We start from the raw sequence: 15,855 nt of genomic DNA on the forward strand, positions 1-15,855 counted from the left end.
CGCGCAGAGCTGTATCCCGGAGGAGTTTCCCTACCGGGCGCACGCCCAACACCTCACCGATTCTCTTCGACAACCTCGCGGTAGCTAGCAGTATCGGTATAAACCTCGTCCTTCAGCGGGTTCAAGTGCTGAGCGCGAATCCGAGCAAACTGGTACAGAGCAAGCGCGACATTCGACGCCAAAGCCACCGCACTCACAACAAAGAACGCCGTCGGATTGTGAGTCGTGGGTATCTCCCCAAAGGTATAGAACTGAGGGCAAGCCATGGCGAACATCGCATACAACCCCAAGGTCTGCGCGCGATGCTGGAGCCACGCGCCTCGTTTCGTAAAGAAAGTCGGAACGGTACAGGCGATCAACAGAGCGAGTCCCGTGTACGTCGAGTGGTCCGACATGCAGTTGTAGGTGTACGCAAAATTCCACAGATCGTAGGCGATGATCCACATCCACAACATGTCAGGCCAGATCATGTCACGGGACTTGTCCTTTGAAACGAAGATGCCGAACCACCCGCAAATCGTCACAATATTCAAGACCCCGGCAACGGCGTTCATGATGTTCCACGGCCCAGATATCATCCACTGGTGGTCAACGACCGCACCATCCCACAGACCATAGGTGTACATCTGCACGTCACGCACCACGGCCTCGGCAATGTTGATCGCAAGGATCAAGGGCGGAAAGCACAAGGCCCAACGCTTCTCGTAAAGGTGATGCACTCCCCCATCACTACCGCGCCACGTGACGTATCGCAACGCCATGAAACCGACACACCCCGCGAGCGCAGAATAAGTTTTCGCCCAGTTAAACCAGTTCCCAGTCCCATAGCTGTTACCGGGAGCGGCGGTATAGGGCCAGACGAAAACCGTCAGTACGATGGGTGCGACGATGAAGAGCGCGACGCCGCCCCACGCGCTCGTGCGCCCCAATTCATTGAAGGCCATGAGGGCGAAAACAACGAAAAGCCAGATTGCCCAAACTTTCAGATCACTTGCTTGGTACAAGATACCCATGGAATCCTCCTTGATTCCCGAGGCCGCCGCTCACTTGGGCGCGACCATTGTGCACACGCGGCCCTTTTCATCCCACGCGGCCTCGTAACCAAATTCTTCAAGGTTCGCCAGAGCCGCTTCGCGTGCGTCTTCAGGAACGTCAATGTTCTCGAGGTAGACGCTACGGAAGCGCGGGCTGTCGATGTAAAGCTCGCCCTTGAAGGGGTTACGTTTCTTCGCGATGATCGTGTAGGCCTGATAGGCGAAGACACCAATGTTGAATAGGAGCGCAATGACTGAAATCGTCATATGTGCTTCAGGACGGTTCGTTGAATGCACGATGAAGCTCGGGTGCAAGAAGAACCAGGGGGCAGTCATTGTGACAATCATGTTGACTGCAAGAGTACGGACGCGGTGTTGGGCGTAGGCGCCGCGTTTGATGAAGAACGCGGGGATCGTGCACGCCGCAAGAAGAACAAGGCCACAGTACATTGAGCGGTCAGAAACACTGTTGTAAGTGTAGGCAAAGTTCCACAGGTCATAACCGATGATCCAAAACCACAGTTGGTCGGGCCAGATGAAGTCTTTCTTCTTGCCGCGGCTCACGATGATTCCGAAGAAGCCACAGATACAGACTGCNTGTCCGGAGATTTCGACTTGGTTTACACCTCGATCGGTGTCCTGTGCTGGCTGCCCGATATCGCCCAGTGGGCACGAGTCATCGCCTCCCTACTCAAGCCGGGCGGTACCTTCTTCATCCGCGATGACCACCCAATGTTCATGACAATCGGGGAGGATATTTCCGACGGGCTCAAGATCGAGCAGCCATACTTCGAGCAGGATGCTCCGATGACGTGGGATGACGATTCAAGCTACGTGGATTCTCCCGGTGCACCGCGTATTACTCACACGACGAACCACCAGTGGAATCATTCCCTTGGCCAGATCGTCACAGCTCTCATCAACGCGGGGTTGGTGATCGATGAGCTCGAGGAGACTCCGCGCGCTGCCTGGTGTCCGTGGCCCGAACTCATGGAACAAGATTCCACTGGAGCCTGGCATCTTCGTGAGCACCCCGAGCGTCTGCCGCTTCAGTTTGCGATCAGCGCACACAAAAACTGAGGGCGCGCAGAGCTGTATCCCGGAGGAGTTTCCCTACCGGGCGCACGCCCAACACCTCACCGATTCTCTTCGACAACCTCGCGGTAGCTAGCAGTATCGGTATAAACCTCGTCCTTCAGCGGGTTCAAGTGCTGAGCGCGAATCCGAGCAAACTGGTACAGAGCAAGCGCGACATTCGACGCCAAAGCCACCGCACTCACAACAAAGAACGCCGTCGGATTGTGAGTCGTGGGTATCTCCCCAAAGGTATAGAACTGAGGGCAAGCCATGGCGAACATCGCATACAACCCCAAGGTCTGCGCGCGATGCTGGAGCCACGCGCCTCGTTTCGTAAAGAAAGTCGGAACGGTACAGGCGATCAACAGAGCGAGTCCCGTGTACGTCGAGTGGTCCGACATGCAGTTGTAGGTGTACGCAAAATTCCACAGATCGTAGGCGATGATCCACATCCACAACATGTCAGGCCAGATCATGTCACGGGACTTGTCCTTTGAAACGAAGATGCCGAACCACCCGCAAATCGTCACAATATTCAAGACCCCGGCAACGGCGTTCATGATGTTCCACGGCCCAGATATCATCCACTGGTGGTCAACGACCGCACCATCCCACAGACCATAGGTGTACATCTGCACGTCACGCACCACGGCCTCGGCAATGTTGATCGCAAGGATCAAGGGCGGAAAGCACAAGGCCCAACGCTTCTCGTAAAGGTGATGCACTCCCCCATCACTACCGCGCCACGTGACGTATCGCAACGCCATGAAACCGACACACCCCGCGAGCGCAGAATAAGTTTTCGCCCAGTTAAACCAGTTCCCAGTCCCATAGCTGTTACCGGGAGCGGCGGTATAGGGCCAGACGAAAACCGTCAGTACGATGGGTGCGACGATGAAGAGCGCGACGCCGCCCCACGCGCTCGTGCGCCCCAATTCATTGAAGGCCATGAGGGCGAAAACAACGAAAAGCCAGATTGCCCAAACTTTCAGATCACTTGCTTGGTACAAGATACCCATGGAATCCTCCTTGATTCCCGAGGCCGCCGCTCACTTGGGCGCGACCATTGTGCACACGCGGCCCTTTTCATCCCACGCGGCCTCGTAACCAAATTCTTCAAGGTTCGCCAGAGCCGCTTCGCGTGCGTCTTCAGGAACGTCAATGTTCTCGAGGTAGACGCTACGGAAGCGCGGGCTGTCGATGTAAAGCTCGCCCTTGAAGGGGTTACGTTTCTTCGCGATGATCGTGTAGGCCTGATAGGCGAAGACACCAATGTTGAATAGGAGCGCAATGACTGAAATCGTCATATGTGCTTCAGGACGGTTCGTTGAATGCACGATGAAGCTCGGGTGCAAGAAGAACCAGGGGGCAGTCATTGTGACAATCATGTTGACTGCAAGAGTACGGACGCGGTGTTGGGCGTAGGCGCCGCGTTTGATGAAGAACGCGGGGATCGTGCACGCCGCAAGAAGAACAAGGCCACAGTACATTGAGCGGTCAGAAACACTGTTGTAAGTGTAGGCAAAGTTCCACAGGTCATAACCGATGATCCAAAACCACAGTTGGTCGGGCCAGATGAAGTCTTTCTTCTTGCCGCGGCTCACGATGATTCCGAAGAAGCCACAGATACAGACTGCGTTGAGAATACCGGCGACGCCGTTGATAACGTTCCACGGGCCGCCGACAACCATGTAACCGTCAACGACTCCGTTGACACCGGTCAATTGGAAGTCGCGTACGCAGGCTTCGAGGATGTTAATGGCGAAGACGACGGGAGGGATACAAACAATGTACTTCTTTTGGAAGGCCGGGAAATAGACAATGAGCCACCCCAGGATCGCTCCTGCGAGGCAAGAGTAGGTCTTAACCCATTGGAACCATGTGCCCGCACCGGTTCCAGCAACTGCAGTGTGAGTCCAGACGAAGATCGTCAAGATGATGGGCAGGGCGATGAACATCGCGCCGCCGACCCATTTGTTGAGGCGCGATAACTCATTCATGCCGATGAGAAATACGAGGTAGAGCAGGACGCTCACCCACGCTGTTGCTGAAAGCGGCTCGTAAAAGAACACGACGAATCCTCTCTGCATGTTTTCGTGAACACATCGAGGGAAGGTGCACGATATGCGATGACGCCTTCGTCGACATGTTTCGTGCTTTGAGGGAAATTTTAGCAAGGAAAACAGACTTAAGTGTGAGCTTTGACACTCACCCACCCATATGTGCCGACACGGCGCCTTTCTTTAGGGTTCCTCGCACCATGATGCAGTGTCCGAAGAACATCTGATCATCGTCGAAATAGGCGGTGAATGAGCCACCTGCGCTCATCGATATGCTGCTGAGCGCGATTCGCTGAGCAAAACTCTCTTCTGTAATTTCTGAAGCCTCGTCGTCCCCAGATTCCTGCCAATCGCGAGCGCTCGTGGTCAACGAACGCGCCGCACAGGCACGCATGTCGCGGTCCCATTGTTCTTGGCTTGCGAGCAGGCTCTTCATCGCTTTTCTTGCTTTCGTCCAGCTCGCCTTTTGAGCCGGGTTAACCTCCAGTGAAATGTCGATTGGCGCGCCGCGCCACTGAGTTTTCCCCTCAAAGACCCCCAGGGTTTTATCCAGGGTTAACTCCCCCAAGACTTCATCATTCAAGATGATTGGCCTGCAATATTCAGCCAGAATCTCTTCCAGCTCTGGACACGGCGGGTTCTCTTCACAAACCTCGACAACTCGAAACTGATTCTGCGAGGAAGCAGTAACAATCTCAGGTACTTCTTCGGGAATCTTCTTGCGTACCTTCACGCGATAAATCGTCCGCTCTTTAAAGCGAGAAAATATATCTCCCGCATCATGGTCCTCATCAGTGGCGGGATAGACTAAGCGCCCTTCATTTGGGAACAAAGTATCGGTCTCGCACTCCACGTGCGCGAGAAAATCAACGGAGACTTCCCAAAATCCGTTCCTCTTATTGGCTCCTTGTCCCTCAGCAAGGACAACAAGAATCTCGCGTTCATCATCCTCAAAAGTACGCTCCCATTCCGCTTGTGTCATGCGGTTTTTCGCACGCATGTACTCAAGTAAATTCATGAGGGTTCCTCCTTGAACGGCCAAGCGGGTACATTACAACGAACGCTACTCTACTCAAGGATCCGCGAGCTCAACACGCGCTTTGATCTACACACAGATCTGTTGGTTCATTGTGGTACTTGGCGGTCAATTGTAGATTCTCTGACAACGAAGCACCCCGTTCCGAGCGCTAACTATTTGCCTCGCCCATGGCATCTCCCGTACTTCATTCCGCTTCCGCATGGACAGGGTTGATTCCTCGCGATTCTTCCATACTGTTCTACATACTTGGCGACTCGAAAATCACCCATTCGCTCGCCGCGCTTTCTCAGTTCGTCAAAACGAGATGAAGGGATCTGAGAAAGGGTGATTGTTCGCATATCAACCGTTTGGAGGGCTAGGCTCGTATCGAATCTAAACGACAACAACATGCGTTCGTCTTCTTTGTTCGCAAGAAGGATGGTTGCAACATAGTCGAACATTTCTTGATCAGACATGACGTCAGACAATTCATCTTGAAACACGAAACACGTCAGACGAAGTGAATTCCCGGTGCCTGAGAACGAAAGAACGACCTGTCTGCCAGTTGCGGCTTGTCTCTCCAGGGACATTTCAATGCCGTCAGATAGTTGCTCACGTGCTTCGCTGGAGAAATCAAGCAGGTACGAGGAAACGTGAACAGCTCGAGGATTGCCAGAGCTGAGCAACACGTCAATTATTTCACGAAAGCGCTTAGGCATACTTTGCCGAGGCTTCTGAAGCTGGGGCGAAGGAGTGCCAAGCCGCTCGAAATATTCGTCCAATTCCTCTCTGTAACCTGACACATAAATGGTCTTATCTTTCGCGATGCTGTCGACTTCTAGGGAATAGCAATTATGCGCAATGTACATGCCAAGGTGGTCGAGTTCGTCTTTAAGGATGAGCCTCTCATTGAGGGCCGCAATTTCTCTCTGTTTGAGGAAGTGGAGGAATTCTAGCGGATTATCGAAGTATTCCCTATAAGTCATGAGGTCGTCGATTGCTATGCAAGACACGCCTTCTTCAAGGTCTAAAAAACCAAGTTTCTCTGCACAAGCCGCATAAGTGTTAATGTTGTCTACCGTTACGGAGAGGCAGAAGATGCTCTTGATGTCCGAGATATCAAGTATTTGCTTCGGCTGCATGTGCTCGTCGTAGAGGACCAAGTTAGTGTTGGAACGGCGAATATAATCTCTCATCTGAGCACATTGACTATTCGCTTTTCCTATCAGCTCTTTATAGCGATTGACGTGCGAAGCATAACCTGACACCGGCGGAGCATCAGTAAAGCTGCCAGCTTTAACTTCGATCACCAACAACGCATCTCTATACCTAATCAGAAGGTCGTTTTCACTTCGATGCTTCTTGCTTCCGTAATAGTTATCCCTATGTGTGGAGCACCCTGGAAGCATCTCCTTGAAAACCGATTCGACCATTCTTTCACTAGCCTCTTTTTGCCTTTGCTGCCATCGCTCCGAATAGTCGAAATCGGTACGCAGAATTAATTTCTGGATTGCCCTATAGAAATTATCGGTAAGCGCGTAGTAGTCGAAGCAGTAGCTGTCTCCGCCTATCTTGATGAATGGCCGATCTACGATCGGGAGCGTAACTATCGGCCAATACTGCATTTCTCCTTCTTCGAAGAAACAAGCCTCACCCGGAGCAAACGACAGGGCATCGACAAAAGCCTCGGGCCAACCAGTAATCCTAGTGACATTGAAAAGGCTCACGGAGAACGCGTCTTCAACTGCTTTCACATCCTCGTCAGGAATACTCGAAATATCGGAGTCGTCAGCAAATCTTGCCTTGTCACAAAGCTTCCTTAAAGCATCCAGGACTTCAAGTCGGCCGTTTAACAACGCTATTTCAATTTTTTCATATCCAGCGACCACTTCATTTGCCGTCACACCGAACAGTTTTTGAAATTCATCATCGTGAGCGAGCACAAGTGGCCGAAGATAATCAATCTGAAGGAAGCGATATCTATTCCCTCTAACCATATGCATTAATTGAGCTTCGAAGGCCAGCTGACTTGTTTCATTGCCATCTCCGAGCTCCCAGTACCGGTACGACAAGTATTCTAGCGACTTAAAAAACAGTATTTTTTGGTCATAAACATACCTATGCGCCAGTCGGTCAATATCTTCATCAGAGACATGGGCACAGATTGTGTTATCCGTTGCAGCGATGAGACTTTGCAGGTATTCGACGGGGCGGGACGGCACATCATCTTGCCTGTAGAAGAGGACATCCCCTTCAGGGATAGGATTACTGAAAGTCGTGATATAGCTAACGGCCATTAGCAATATCTCTTGTCGATCAATTTGAATGTATCTTCGAATAGATTCGATGCACTCGTTAATTTCTTCAGCCAGCTGTTTCATTCCGGCCGACGCTTCATTCTTAATTTCATTGCCATTCACATTTGCCCCTTGGAACACAACGCGCCGCACCATAACCCAGACGAACGCTAAGTCAAACACCCTGCCATTTCAGTTCTTCTACTACCTGCCGTAGGTCTTAACTGCCAATATTGGTCAACTCTTCAAGAACGGCCTTTGCTGTCTCGCAGCACTCTTGAAACGAAATTCCTTTTGCGAACGGATTCTTCCTCACATACTTCACCCACTGCGCTTGCATGACTGCGTCGCCGGCAACATCGTCGAGCACTTCTGCCCAGCGTTCTATGGCGGCTTGACTATTCCTTTTCTCGCACGTCAAAGCCAAGGCGTTTCTCAACATTCCCATATCGATATCACTTCTTTTGACTCCCAGCAGGACATGGATGTCATAGAAGTCTCGCGGGCGAGTGTTGGCAACACCGCGGGATACCACGGTCTCAAGTTTCTCCGCAAGCACCGTCTCAATCGGGTAGGCCATCAGACTGATATCACCCTCATCGAAGAGGAGCGGGTAGCTATATTCCACCGCGTCCGGCGTAATCCGATCACCAGTGGTAACGTCCACTGTCAGTGGGACGACCATAGACGCGTAGATCCCCTTCAGGTGCACACGAATACCCGTGTACTCATCGGTCTCTCGAATGTCCTCTGTCCTGTCAAACTCGAACTTCCAGTCATCGTCTGCTTGCACCGCTGCAATGTCACGGAATGCTCTTTCTGCGGATTCGTGAGTAAGGGCGAACCCTCTCACCGTCGTATCCAGGTCCATTGTGGTCCTTGACCTGACGCCGACAAGAGAGGAGATGAGCATACCTCCCTTGATGATGACGTTATTCCTCCACTTCGATCTCGAGAGGCGCTCGAGCAACCTCTCGAGGAGGTAGCTCTGCATGAGCGCTTGCGCAGGGATACCCGCCTCCTTGGCCATGCTATTCACGCGCGCCTTAAGCTGCATTGTGTTCTTTGTCCTCACAGCAGCACCTCCAGGTAGTTCCGGATCTTCCTCTCGACGCCGAGCTTGCGCGCATACTCGATGAGCTTCGCTACATCTCTCTTTGAGCTTCTGACATAGGCCTGCATCGCCGGGGCAACTACCTGTGAGTCGACCATACGCTGTCCCCTAACCAGGTCACAAAGTGTTCTCTCCAGGTCGTATGCCCTGACGGCGTTGCCGTGCTGGGTAGTCAGTTCTACCACCCCAAGCTCGAGCACCTCATCGGCGCAGGAACGACAGAGTATCCCCGATTCTCTAGCGGGTGTGGCATTGTAGGTTCTGGGGAAGGTCATGGTGAGGGAAAAGGGCGCACGGTCGGTCATACCATGCAGAAAGAGCGCCGTGTCATCGGAGAATACGCCGCGCGAGAATCGGTACTGGGCAACGAAGTATGGGTCCTCCCATGTCTCCGGAAGAGCGTAGAGGCCGCGTCCAACTTGAACAAGCTCTCCCTTATCAACGGCCTCGGTGAGCTTCCTTCTGGGAATGCCAGCTGCCGTGGCCTGCGATGCAGACACGTAGCCGTTCTGCCCTTTCGCAATCTCAATTAAGGTCATAATCGCCTCTTTTTAGCTCGTACATCCATGCTGAATATTACTGCATATTAAGCATGGATGTATGTTTTTGGACGATTGAACCATAGACTTACACAAAAGAGTTTGCACAAGAGAATTGGACCCGGGAGTACTCACCAGAGTGCTCCCGGGCCCACGCGTTTAAGCCAACGTCGAAGATTAATTACTCCCACTCAATGGTTGCCGGCGGCTTGGACGTCACGTCCAAAACCACGCGGTTAACCTCGGCAACAGAGTTCGTGATGCGCGTAGAAATGCGCGCCAGAACGTCGTAGGGCAGGCGCGTCCAATCGGCCGTCATCGCGTCCTCAGAGGACACGGGACGCAGCACGATCGGGTGGCCGTAGGTACGGCCGTCACCCTGAACGCCAACGGAGCGAACATCAGCCAGCAGGACAACCGGGCACTGCCAGATCTCCTGATCCAAGCCAGCAGCGGTGAGTTCCTCGCGAGCGATCAGGTCCGCAGCGCGCAGGATATCCAGGCGCTCACGCGTCACCTCGCCGATGATGCGAATACCCAAGCCGGGGCCCGGGAAGGGCTGGCGGTTCACCAGGTAATCGGGCAAGCCCAGCTCGCGGCCAACCGCACGAACCTCGTCCTTGAAGAGGGTACGCAGGGGCTCGACCAGCTCGAAGGTCATGTCCTCGGGCAGACCACCCACATTGTGGTGGCTCTTGATGTTCGCAGCACCCTCGCCGCCGCCGGACTCGACGACGTCGGGGTACAAGGTGCCCTGGACCAAGAACTTCACTTCGCCACCGGCGGCGCCGACCTCTTCGATGACCTGCTTCTGGGCGGCCTCGAAAGAGCGAATGAATTCACGACCAATGATCTTGCGCTTCGCCTCGGGCTCAGTGACGCCCGCCAGAGCAGACAAGAAACGCTCGGACTCGTCACACGTGATGACGCGGATACCCATGCCTCGCGCGTAGTCGTTCTCCACCTGCTCACGCTCACCCGCACGCAGCAGGCCGTGGTCGATGAAGAAGCAGGTCAGCTGATCGCCAACAGCCTTGTGAACCAGCGCCGCGGCCACGGAAGAGTCCACGCCGCCGGATAGCGCGCAAATCACCTGCGCGTCACCGATCTGTTCGCGGATCTTCGCGACCTGCTCGTCAACGATCGAACCAGGCGTCCACGTGGGTTCAATTCCCGCGCCCTTGTAGAGGAAGTTCTTCAAAGCGTCTTGGCCGAACTGTGAGTGGCCAACCTCGGGGTGCCACTGCAGGCCGTAGAGGCGGCGCTCACTGGATTCGAAAGCTGCGACCGGTGTTTCGGAGGTCGATGCGGTGACGGTGAAGCCTTCGGGCGCGCCTTGGACGGCATCGCCGTGGCTCATCCACACGATCTGGTCGTCGGGGGTGCCGTCGAACAGGCAGGAATCACCGGAGACAGAAGCCTCGGTGTGTCCGTATTCGCGGGTTCCTGTGCGTCCCACGGTTCCGCCCAGAGCATGGGCCATGGTCTGGAATCCGTAGCAGATCCCCAGGACGGGCACTCCGGCTTCGAAGATCGAAGGATCAATCGACGGAGCACCCTCTTCATACACGGACGAGGGACCACCAGACAAGATGATTGCCGCGGGTTCTTTCGCAAGCATTTCGGCGACCGGCATGGTGTGCGGGACGATTTCCGAATAGACGCTTGCTTCGCGCACGCGACGAGCAATGAGCTGGGCGTACTGCGCACCAAAATCGACAACAAGAACGGGATGAAGATCAGCTGAAGTCACCCCACCATGCTACCTGCTGCACTGCCTCTTCGACGAGGCCAAGTAGCGAGCGCTCCCCCACACCCGGGTTGGTTTAGTTGCTGGGAGCGTCCTCTTCTTCCGAGGCCTGAGCCGCTTCGGCGTCATCCCCTGAGTTCTCCGCGACCTGAGTTTCGTCAGCGACGTTCTCAGCGACTTCGTCCTCACGTGCATCAACACCATCGACACCATCGCTGTTTTCAACCGCATCACCAGCAGTCTCGTCAAGCACATCCTCGCTCGGCGTCTCAGGCACAAGCTCCACGGGTGCTACTCCCCCAGCTATGGCCTCGTGATGGCGATGCTCGCGAACCCGAGCTTTCCCAGCGCCCACAAGCTCACGCGCCCACGCCACGCTCACCGGGTGCGAAAGCGCCACGGTCAGCACGATCCCCAGCGCCACCTCGGCAAAAAGGCACAGCGCGGAAAGGGACATGCGCGGCCCAAGGTAGGCCAAGCGCCCCGTTCCCAAAACGAAAGCGGAAGCCAAAACGCACACCATATACAGCGCAGCGATAACCACTGCGCTGACGAGACCTTGGTACAGGTCATCGAGAAGCGATTCACTGCCCTTGCGTAGGCGTAGGTACACGCCCACTCCCACGCCGAAAAGAACAAGCGCAAGAATGACCCAGGTTCCGGGAGCGCTCACGGGAGTCGCACCAAAAAGTGGGATCGCGGGGATCGGCATGGTAGGTGCGGAGGCCGGCGAATGCAGAGCATCACTCCCCATGAAGAAACCAGGCCCGGCTAGCCAGGACAGCGCCCACACAATCGCGTTGGGAATGAAGAGCACCTGCGCGAGCGTGATCATTGTCGAATCAACCGTCGAGGTCGGCAGCAAAAGCTCGTGAATCCCACGAATCCGCGACCAGGACTGGGTCACCGAAATCAACAGGAAAAGTCCGCCGTAAGCAGCCAAAACCCACGAGGCGCGCCAGCCTAGGCGCACGCCCGAACTCAACCACTGCGGCATGTCGAGCCGCAATTCCAAGCTGTGAGGAGCCCGGGCAACTTCCCATGCGGCCGCAATGAGCGGGATCGCGATGGCCAGCGGGAATGCACCCAAGACGCGCACGTGCGTGCCAATGCCGCCGGCCAAAAGCAGCGCGGTCACGGCAAAACCGGGGACCGCCATCCACTGCGCTGCTGCGGGGAAACGCCGCCCCTGCAGCAAAAGCAGCTTGGTCAGACCAATCAGGACAAGAACAAACAGCAGAGGCACTGCTCGATAGGAAACCTCGCCGGAAACCACCTGCGCTCCAAGAGCCGCGCCCCACAAATCCGAGGCGAAATGGAAAGCATCTTCCCACGTCGTCGATACCAGCCACTGGTTCGACGCCACCGCAGCATAGGCGATCAAGGTGGGGACAACGACCAGTGCCCACCCGAGCAGTGCGGCCTCGATTCCCGAGAGCACTGCGCGCGCCCACCCCTGCGGGAGGGCAACGCGGATCGTTGGGCGAGCCGAGACCGTTGTGACCGTGGTCCGCTCTGCTGCGGTAGTGTCTTCGCTCATCGAGCAGCCAGCGCCTCACGCGCAAGAAGCGCAGTCTGCGAGGGAGTGCGACCGACCTTCACGCCAACCGCTTCCAGTGCCTTCGCCTTTGCCGAGGCCGTGCCGGAGCTTCCCGACACGATCGCGCCCGCGTGGCCCATGGTCTTACCTTCGGGGGCCGTGAAGCCCGCGATGTAGGCGACGACCGGCTTGGTCATGTGCTCGCTGATCCAGGCTGCGGCGCGTTCTTCGGCGTCGCCGCCAATCTCACCGATCATGACGACGAGGTCCGTGTCGGGGTCGTTTTCGAAAGCTTCCAACGCATCGATGTGAGTGGTTCCCACAACCGGGTCGCCGCCAATGCCGATGCAGGTCGTAAATCCCAGGTCGCGCAGCTCGTACATGAGCTGGTAGGTCAAAGTGCCCGACTTAGACACTAAGCCCAGGCGGCCAGGACCAGTGATATCGGCCGGAGTAATGCCGACATTGCACTGTCCGGGGCTGATAATTCCGGGGCAATTCGGGCCAATCAGGCGCACGCCGCGCTCAAGTGCGTAATCAACGAAAGCAGTTGAATCCTGAACGGGAATGCCTTCGGTGATGACGACCAGTGTTTCGATCCCAGCGTCGATTGCTTCAATTGCCGCATCCTTTGCGTATGCCGGTGGCACGAAGATGACCGAGACATTCGCGCCGGTTTCTTCGCGAGCGTGTGCAACCGAGCCGAAAACGGGGACCTCAACCTCACCGGCAGCGCGGTCCTCAGCGCCCGGACCGTAGGGATCAACGTTGAAAGTAACGGTGGTTCCAGCCTTGCGTGGGTTCACGCCGCCAACGATCTTCGTGCCGGCAGCGAGCATGCGAGCGGTGTGCTTCTGCCCCTCGGAACCGGTCATTCCCTGAACGATGACGCGCGAAGTGGAATCAATAAAAATTGTCATGATGAGTCCCGTCCCGTCTCAGGCGTTCGCGGCCAGCTCGGCTGCGCGGCGAGCAGCGCCATCCATTGTTTCTTCCATGTGCACCAGGGGGTGTGCGGCCTCGCGCAAGATCGCGCGGCCTTCCTCAACCTTGTTGCCATCCAAGCGCACGACCAGCGGCTTAGAGGCTGCATCTCCCAGGGTTTCCAGTGCGCCGACGATGCCGCGAGCGACCTGGTCGCACGCGGTGATTCCGCCGAAAACGTTGACGAACACGGAGCGAACCTGCTCGTCTCCCAAGATCACATCGAGTCCCTTGGCCATAACCTCTGCCGAGGCGCCGCCGCCGATATCGAGGAAGTTCGCGGGCTTCACGCCCCATTCTTCACCCGCCAAGGCCACAACGTCCAAGGTCGACATAACCAAGCCGGCGCCGTTACCGATGACGCCCACTTGGCCCTCCAAGCGCACGTAGTTCAGTCCGGCTTCCTTCGCCATGGCCTCGCGCGGATCCTGCGCGGACTTATCGGCAAAGGCGGCGTGTTCGGGGTGACGGAAAGCGGCGTTGTTATCCAACGAGACCTTGCCATCCAGCGCCAAAACATCACCTTGCTCGGTGAGGACCAAGGGGTTCACCTCAACCAGGGTGGCGTCTTCGCCTCGGTAGGTATCCCAAAGCCCGATGAGCACCGGGGAAATCTTGTCAATCATGGAGCGCGAGAAACCAGCCTGCCCCAGGATCTGTGCTGCAACGTCCTCGTCGATTCCGACCTTCGGGTCCAAACCCACGCGGGCAAGTGCCTCGGGGTGTTCGCGGGCAAGGGTTTCAATGTCCATACCGCCCTGAGCAGAGCACATTGCCAGCTCACGGCGTCCCGAGCGGTCCAAGAGGATTGAGAAGTAATACTCTTCGGCGATATCGGCGCCCGCAGCGATGAGAACCTTGTGGACTGTGTGTCCCTTGATGTCCATTCCAAGGATTTCCTGGGCCTTCTCGCGCGCTTCTTCAGCGGTGCGAGCGAGCTTCACTCCGCCGGCCTTCCCGCGTCCGCCGATCTTGACCTGCGCCTTGACGACAAGGAGGTCATTTTCACCAAGCAGCTTCTGTGCAGCTTCGAAAGCCTCGTCTGGCGTGCTTGCAACGATTCCCGCGAGCACGGGGACGCCGTGAGCAGCGAACAACTCCCGTGCTTGGTATTCGTAGAGATCCATTGTGTCCCTTCACTTTGTGCCCGAGGGGCGTTTGTACGCGCGGCAACTCGTTCGCGCGCTACTGTCTTAAGCCTACAGTGCCTTAGATCTTTTCCATGGGGGCCATCCGCAACAACAGGCGTTTTTTAGCTGACGCGAAGGCAACTTCCGCGATGGTTCGCTCACCGGCTCCTTCCAAGCCGATAATCACGCCTTCCCCGAGGGTCGCGTGACGGACGCGATCCCCAACCCGAGTTTCCTCAGGCTTGAGGGTCTGCTTGGGTGTGCTTGCACCGGTCGGACGCGAAACTGTCGTACGCGGGGCTGGTGTGCCGCGCGAGCCGCCGAGGCCTCGGCCCGCAAGCGGACCGCCGTCGCTACCCGCGCCGGAACTACCGCCGAAAACGTAACCACCGTCATCGTCTCGCCGTCGCGAGTACCCGTAGTCGCTTCCGTACCCGGAGCCTCCCGAATATCCGCCGTAACTCGAGCCGTAGCCCGATCCCGCGCCATAGCCGCCGCGCAGGCGTTCCATGGAAGTACTCGAGCGACGCACGTCAAGCAATTCAGCGGGAATATCATCCAAAAATCGCGAGGGCGGCATTTCTTGGGGCGCTCCCCACGCGCTTCGAACAGCGGCGCGCGTCAAGTACAGCTGCTTGCGAGCACGCGTGATGGCGACGTAGGCAAGGCGCCGTTCTTCCGCGAGTTCCTCGGGCTCACCCAGCGAACGCTGGTGCGGGAAGGTTCCATCCTCCATACCGGTGACAAAGACGACCGGGAATTCCAGGCCCTTCGCGGTGTGAACCGTCATGAGGGTCACCTGACCGCTTCCGCTTTCTTCCTCGGGAAGCTGGTCGGAGTCCGCGACCAAGGCAACGCGCTCGAGGAATCCCGCAAGCCCGACCTCGCCGCTGGTCGTTGCGAAGTCAAGTGCGACCGCATGCAATTCCGCAAGGTTTTCCACTCGCGAGGCATCCTGCGGATCCTGGGAGCGTCGCAGAGTCGCCAAGTACCCCGTGCGGTCAAGAACTTCTTCGAGGATCTCCGCAGCATTCGCACCTGCTTGTTCCGCGCGGCGCATGGCCTCGATCAATCCCCAAAAATCTGCGATTGCCGAGGCCGCGCGCGGACTGAGCCCAGCCACGCCGCCTCGCGCTTCCTCAGTTTCTTCCGCGGGAAGCTCCGCGAGAGTCAGGCCAGTGCCCTCTGCTTCCCCGAGGCCTCGGCCCTGAGAAATCCAGCAATCCCTAGCGGCCGCGCCCATAGAAATCCCATAGCGATCGCTGTGGGCAATGAGGTCAGCTTCAGCTTTCGGGCCGATTCCGCGGCGGGG

Annotated in this window: 13 protein-coding genes and 1 pseudogene; 1 reads left to right on the top strand and 13 read right to left on the bottom strand. The window is 56.5% G+C overall.

The genetic code is table 11. The features are described 5' to 3' along the window. Positions 1 to 53: 53 nt before the first annotated feature. Positions 54 to 1,013, bottom strand: coding sequence for a DUF5692 family protein (locus BQ8011_RS08705; RefSeq protein ID WP_072456392.1), 960 nt, complete (start codon positions 1,011 to 1,013; stop codon positions 54 to 56). 30 nt (positions 1,014 to 1,043) lie between these two features. Further along, a complete protein-coding gene (locus tag BQ8011_RS08710; protein WP_200801141.1) occupies positions 1,044 to 1,598 on the bottom strand; it encodes a DUF5692 family protein in 555 nt (184 codons plus the stop codon). On the opposite strand from BQ8011_RS08710, the pseudogene BQ8011_RS08715 reads away from it, so the two are divergent. Then, positions 1,554 to 2,114, top strand: a pseudogene (locus BQ8011_RS08715) (class I SAM-dependent methyltransferase); the annotation flags it as partial. The gene BQ8011_RS08710 and the pseudogene BQ8011_RS08715 overlap by 45 nt on opposite strands. Positions 2,115 to 2,170: 56 nt before the next feature. Here BQ8011_RS08715 and BQ8011_RS08720 read toward each other — a convergent pair. The 11 genes from BQ8011_RS08720 to BQ8011_RS08770 form a co-directional block, all read right to left on the bottom strand. Next, positions 2,171 to 3,130: a DUF5692 family protein gene (locus BQ8011_RS08720; protein ID WP_072456392.1), complete on the bottom strand. Its 960-nt coding sequence runs from the start codon at positions 3,128 to 3,130 to the stop codon at positions 2,171 to 2,173. Between the two features lie 30 nt (positions 3,131 to 3,160). Next, entirely contained in the window at positions 3,161 to 4,183 is a 1,023-nt protein-coding gene (locus BQ8011_RS08725) for a DUF5692 family protein (RefSeq protein ID WP_072457771.1), read from the bottom strand. Between the two features lie 136 nt (positions 4,184 to 4,319). Next, complete coding sequence (locus BQ8011_RS08730) at positions 4,320 to 5,189, bottom strand: DUF2262 domain-containing protein (RefSeq protein WP_072456394.1); 870 nt, start codon at positions 5,187 to 5,189, stop codon at positions 4,320 to 4,322. 173 nt (positions 5,190 to 5,362) lie between these two features. Beyond that, complete coding sequence (locus BQ8011_RS08735; RefSeq protein WP_157884996.1) at positions 5,363 to 7,609, bottom strand: YecA family protein; 2,247 nt, start codon at positions 7,607 to 7,609, stop codon at positions 5,363 to 5,365. Between the two features lie 97 nt (positions 7,610 to 7,706). Continuing rightward, on the bottom strand, positions 7,707 to 8,561 hold the full coding sequence (locus BQ8011_RS08740; protein WP_072456398.1) for a nucleotidyl transferase AbiEii/AbiGii toxin family protein: 855 nt from the start codon (positions 8,559 to 8,561) through the stop codon (positions 7,707 to 7,709). Then, the gene (locus BQ8011_RS08745) at positions 8,558 to 9,139 is read right to left on the bottom strand and encodes a type IV toxin-antitoxin system AbiEi family antitoxin domain-containing protein (protein ID WP_072456400.1); all 582 of its coding nucleotides are present in this window, start codon (positions 9,137 to 9,139) and stop codon (positions 8,558 to 8,560) included. Before BQ8011_RS08745 ends, BQ8011_RS08740 begins: the two co-directional genes overlap by 4 nt. A 181-nt stretch (positions 9,140 to 9,320) precedes the next feature. Continuing rightward, positions 9,321 to 10,892 carry a glutamine-hydrolyzing GMP synthase gene (guaA, locus tag BQ8011_RS08750; protein ID WP_072456402.1) on the bottom strand — a complete coding sequence of 524 codons (1,572 nt, stop codon included), beginning with the start codon at positions 10,890 to 10,892 and terminating at the stop codon, positions 9,321 to 9,323. A gap of 73 nt (positions 10,893 to 10,965) precedes the next feature. Continuing rightward, positions 10,966 to 12,429: a cell division protein PerM gene (locus BQ8011_RS08755; RefSeq protein WP_072456404.1), complete on the bottom strand. Its 1,464-nt coding sequence runs from the start codon at positions 12,427 to 12,429 to the stop codon at positions 10,966 to 10,968. After that, the gene (gene sucD / locus BQ8011_RS08760; RefSeq protein ID WP_072456406.1) at positions 12,426 to 13,349 is read right to left on the bottom strand and encodes a succinate--CoA ligase subunit alpha; all 924 of its coding nucleotides are present in this window, start codon (positions 13,347 to 13,349) and stop codon (positions 12,426 to 12,428) included. Before sucD ends, BQ8011_RS08755 begins: the two co-directional genes overlap by 4 nt. Positions 13,350 to 13,367: 18 nt before the next feature. After that, entirely contained in the window at positions 13,368 to 14,540 is a 1,173-nt protein-coding gene (sucC, locus tag BQ8011_RS08765) for an ADP-forming succinate--CoA ligase subunit beta (protein WP_072456408.1), read from the bottom strand. A gap of 82 nt (positions 14,541 to 14,622) precedes the next feature. Beyond that, the coding region (locus tag BQ8011_RS08770) for a 3'-5' exonuclease (protein ID WP_159436440.1) at positions 14,623 to 15,855 on the bottom strand (1,233 nt) is incomplete at its 5' end.

The organism is Actinomyces marseillensis (assembly GCF_900155605.1).
GTDB lineage: Bacteria > Actinomycetota > Actinomycetes > Actinomycetales > Actinomycetaceae > Pauljensenia > Pauljensenia marseillensis.

Excerpts from the sequence above, each read along its gene's own strand:
- sucD (WP_072456406.1), bottom strand. The coding sequence starts at position 13,349 with ATGACAATTTTTATTGATTCCACTTCGCGCGTCATCGTTCAGGGAATG.
- BQ8011_RS08720 (WP_072456392.1), bottom strand. The coding sequence starts at position 3,130 with ATGGGTATCTTGTACCAAGCAAGTGATCTGAAAGTTTGGGCAATCTGG.
- BQ8011_RS08730 (WP_072456394.1), bottom strand. The coding sequence starts at position 5,189 with ATGAATTTACTTGAGTACATGCGTGCGAAAAACCGCATGACACAAGCG.
- BQ8011_RS08705 (WP_072456392.1), bottom strand. The coding sequence starts at position 1,013 with ATGGGTATCTTGTACCAAGCAAGTGATCTGAAAGTTTGGGCAATCTGG.
- BQ8011_RS08745 (WP_072456400.1), bottom strand. The coding sequence starts at position 9,139 with ATGACCTTAATTGAGATTGCGAAAGGGCAGAACGGCTACGTGTCTGCA.
- sucC (WP_072456408.1), bottom strand. The coding sequence starts at position 14,540 with ATGGATCTCTACGAATACCAAGCACGGGAGTTGTTCGCTGCTCACGGC.
- BQ8011_RS08755 (WP_072456404.1), bottom strand. The coding sequence starts at position 12,429 with ATGAGCGAAGACACTACCGCAGCAGAGCGGACCACGGTCACAACGGTC.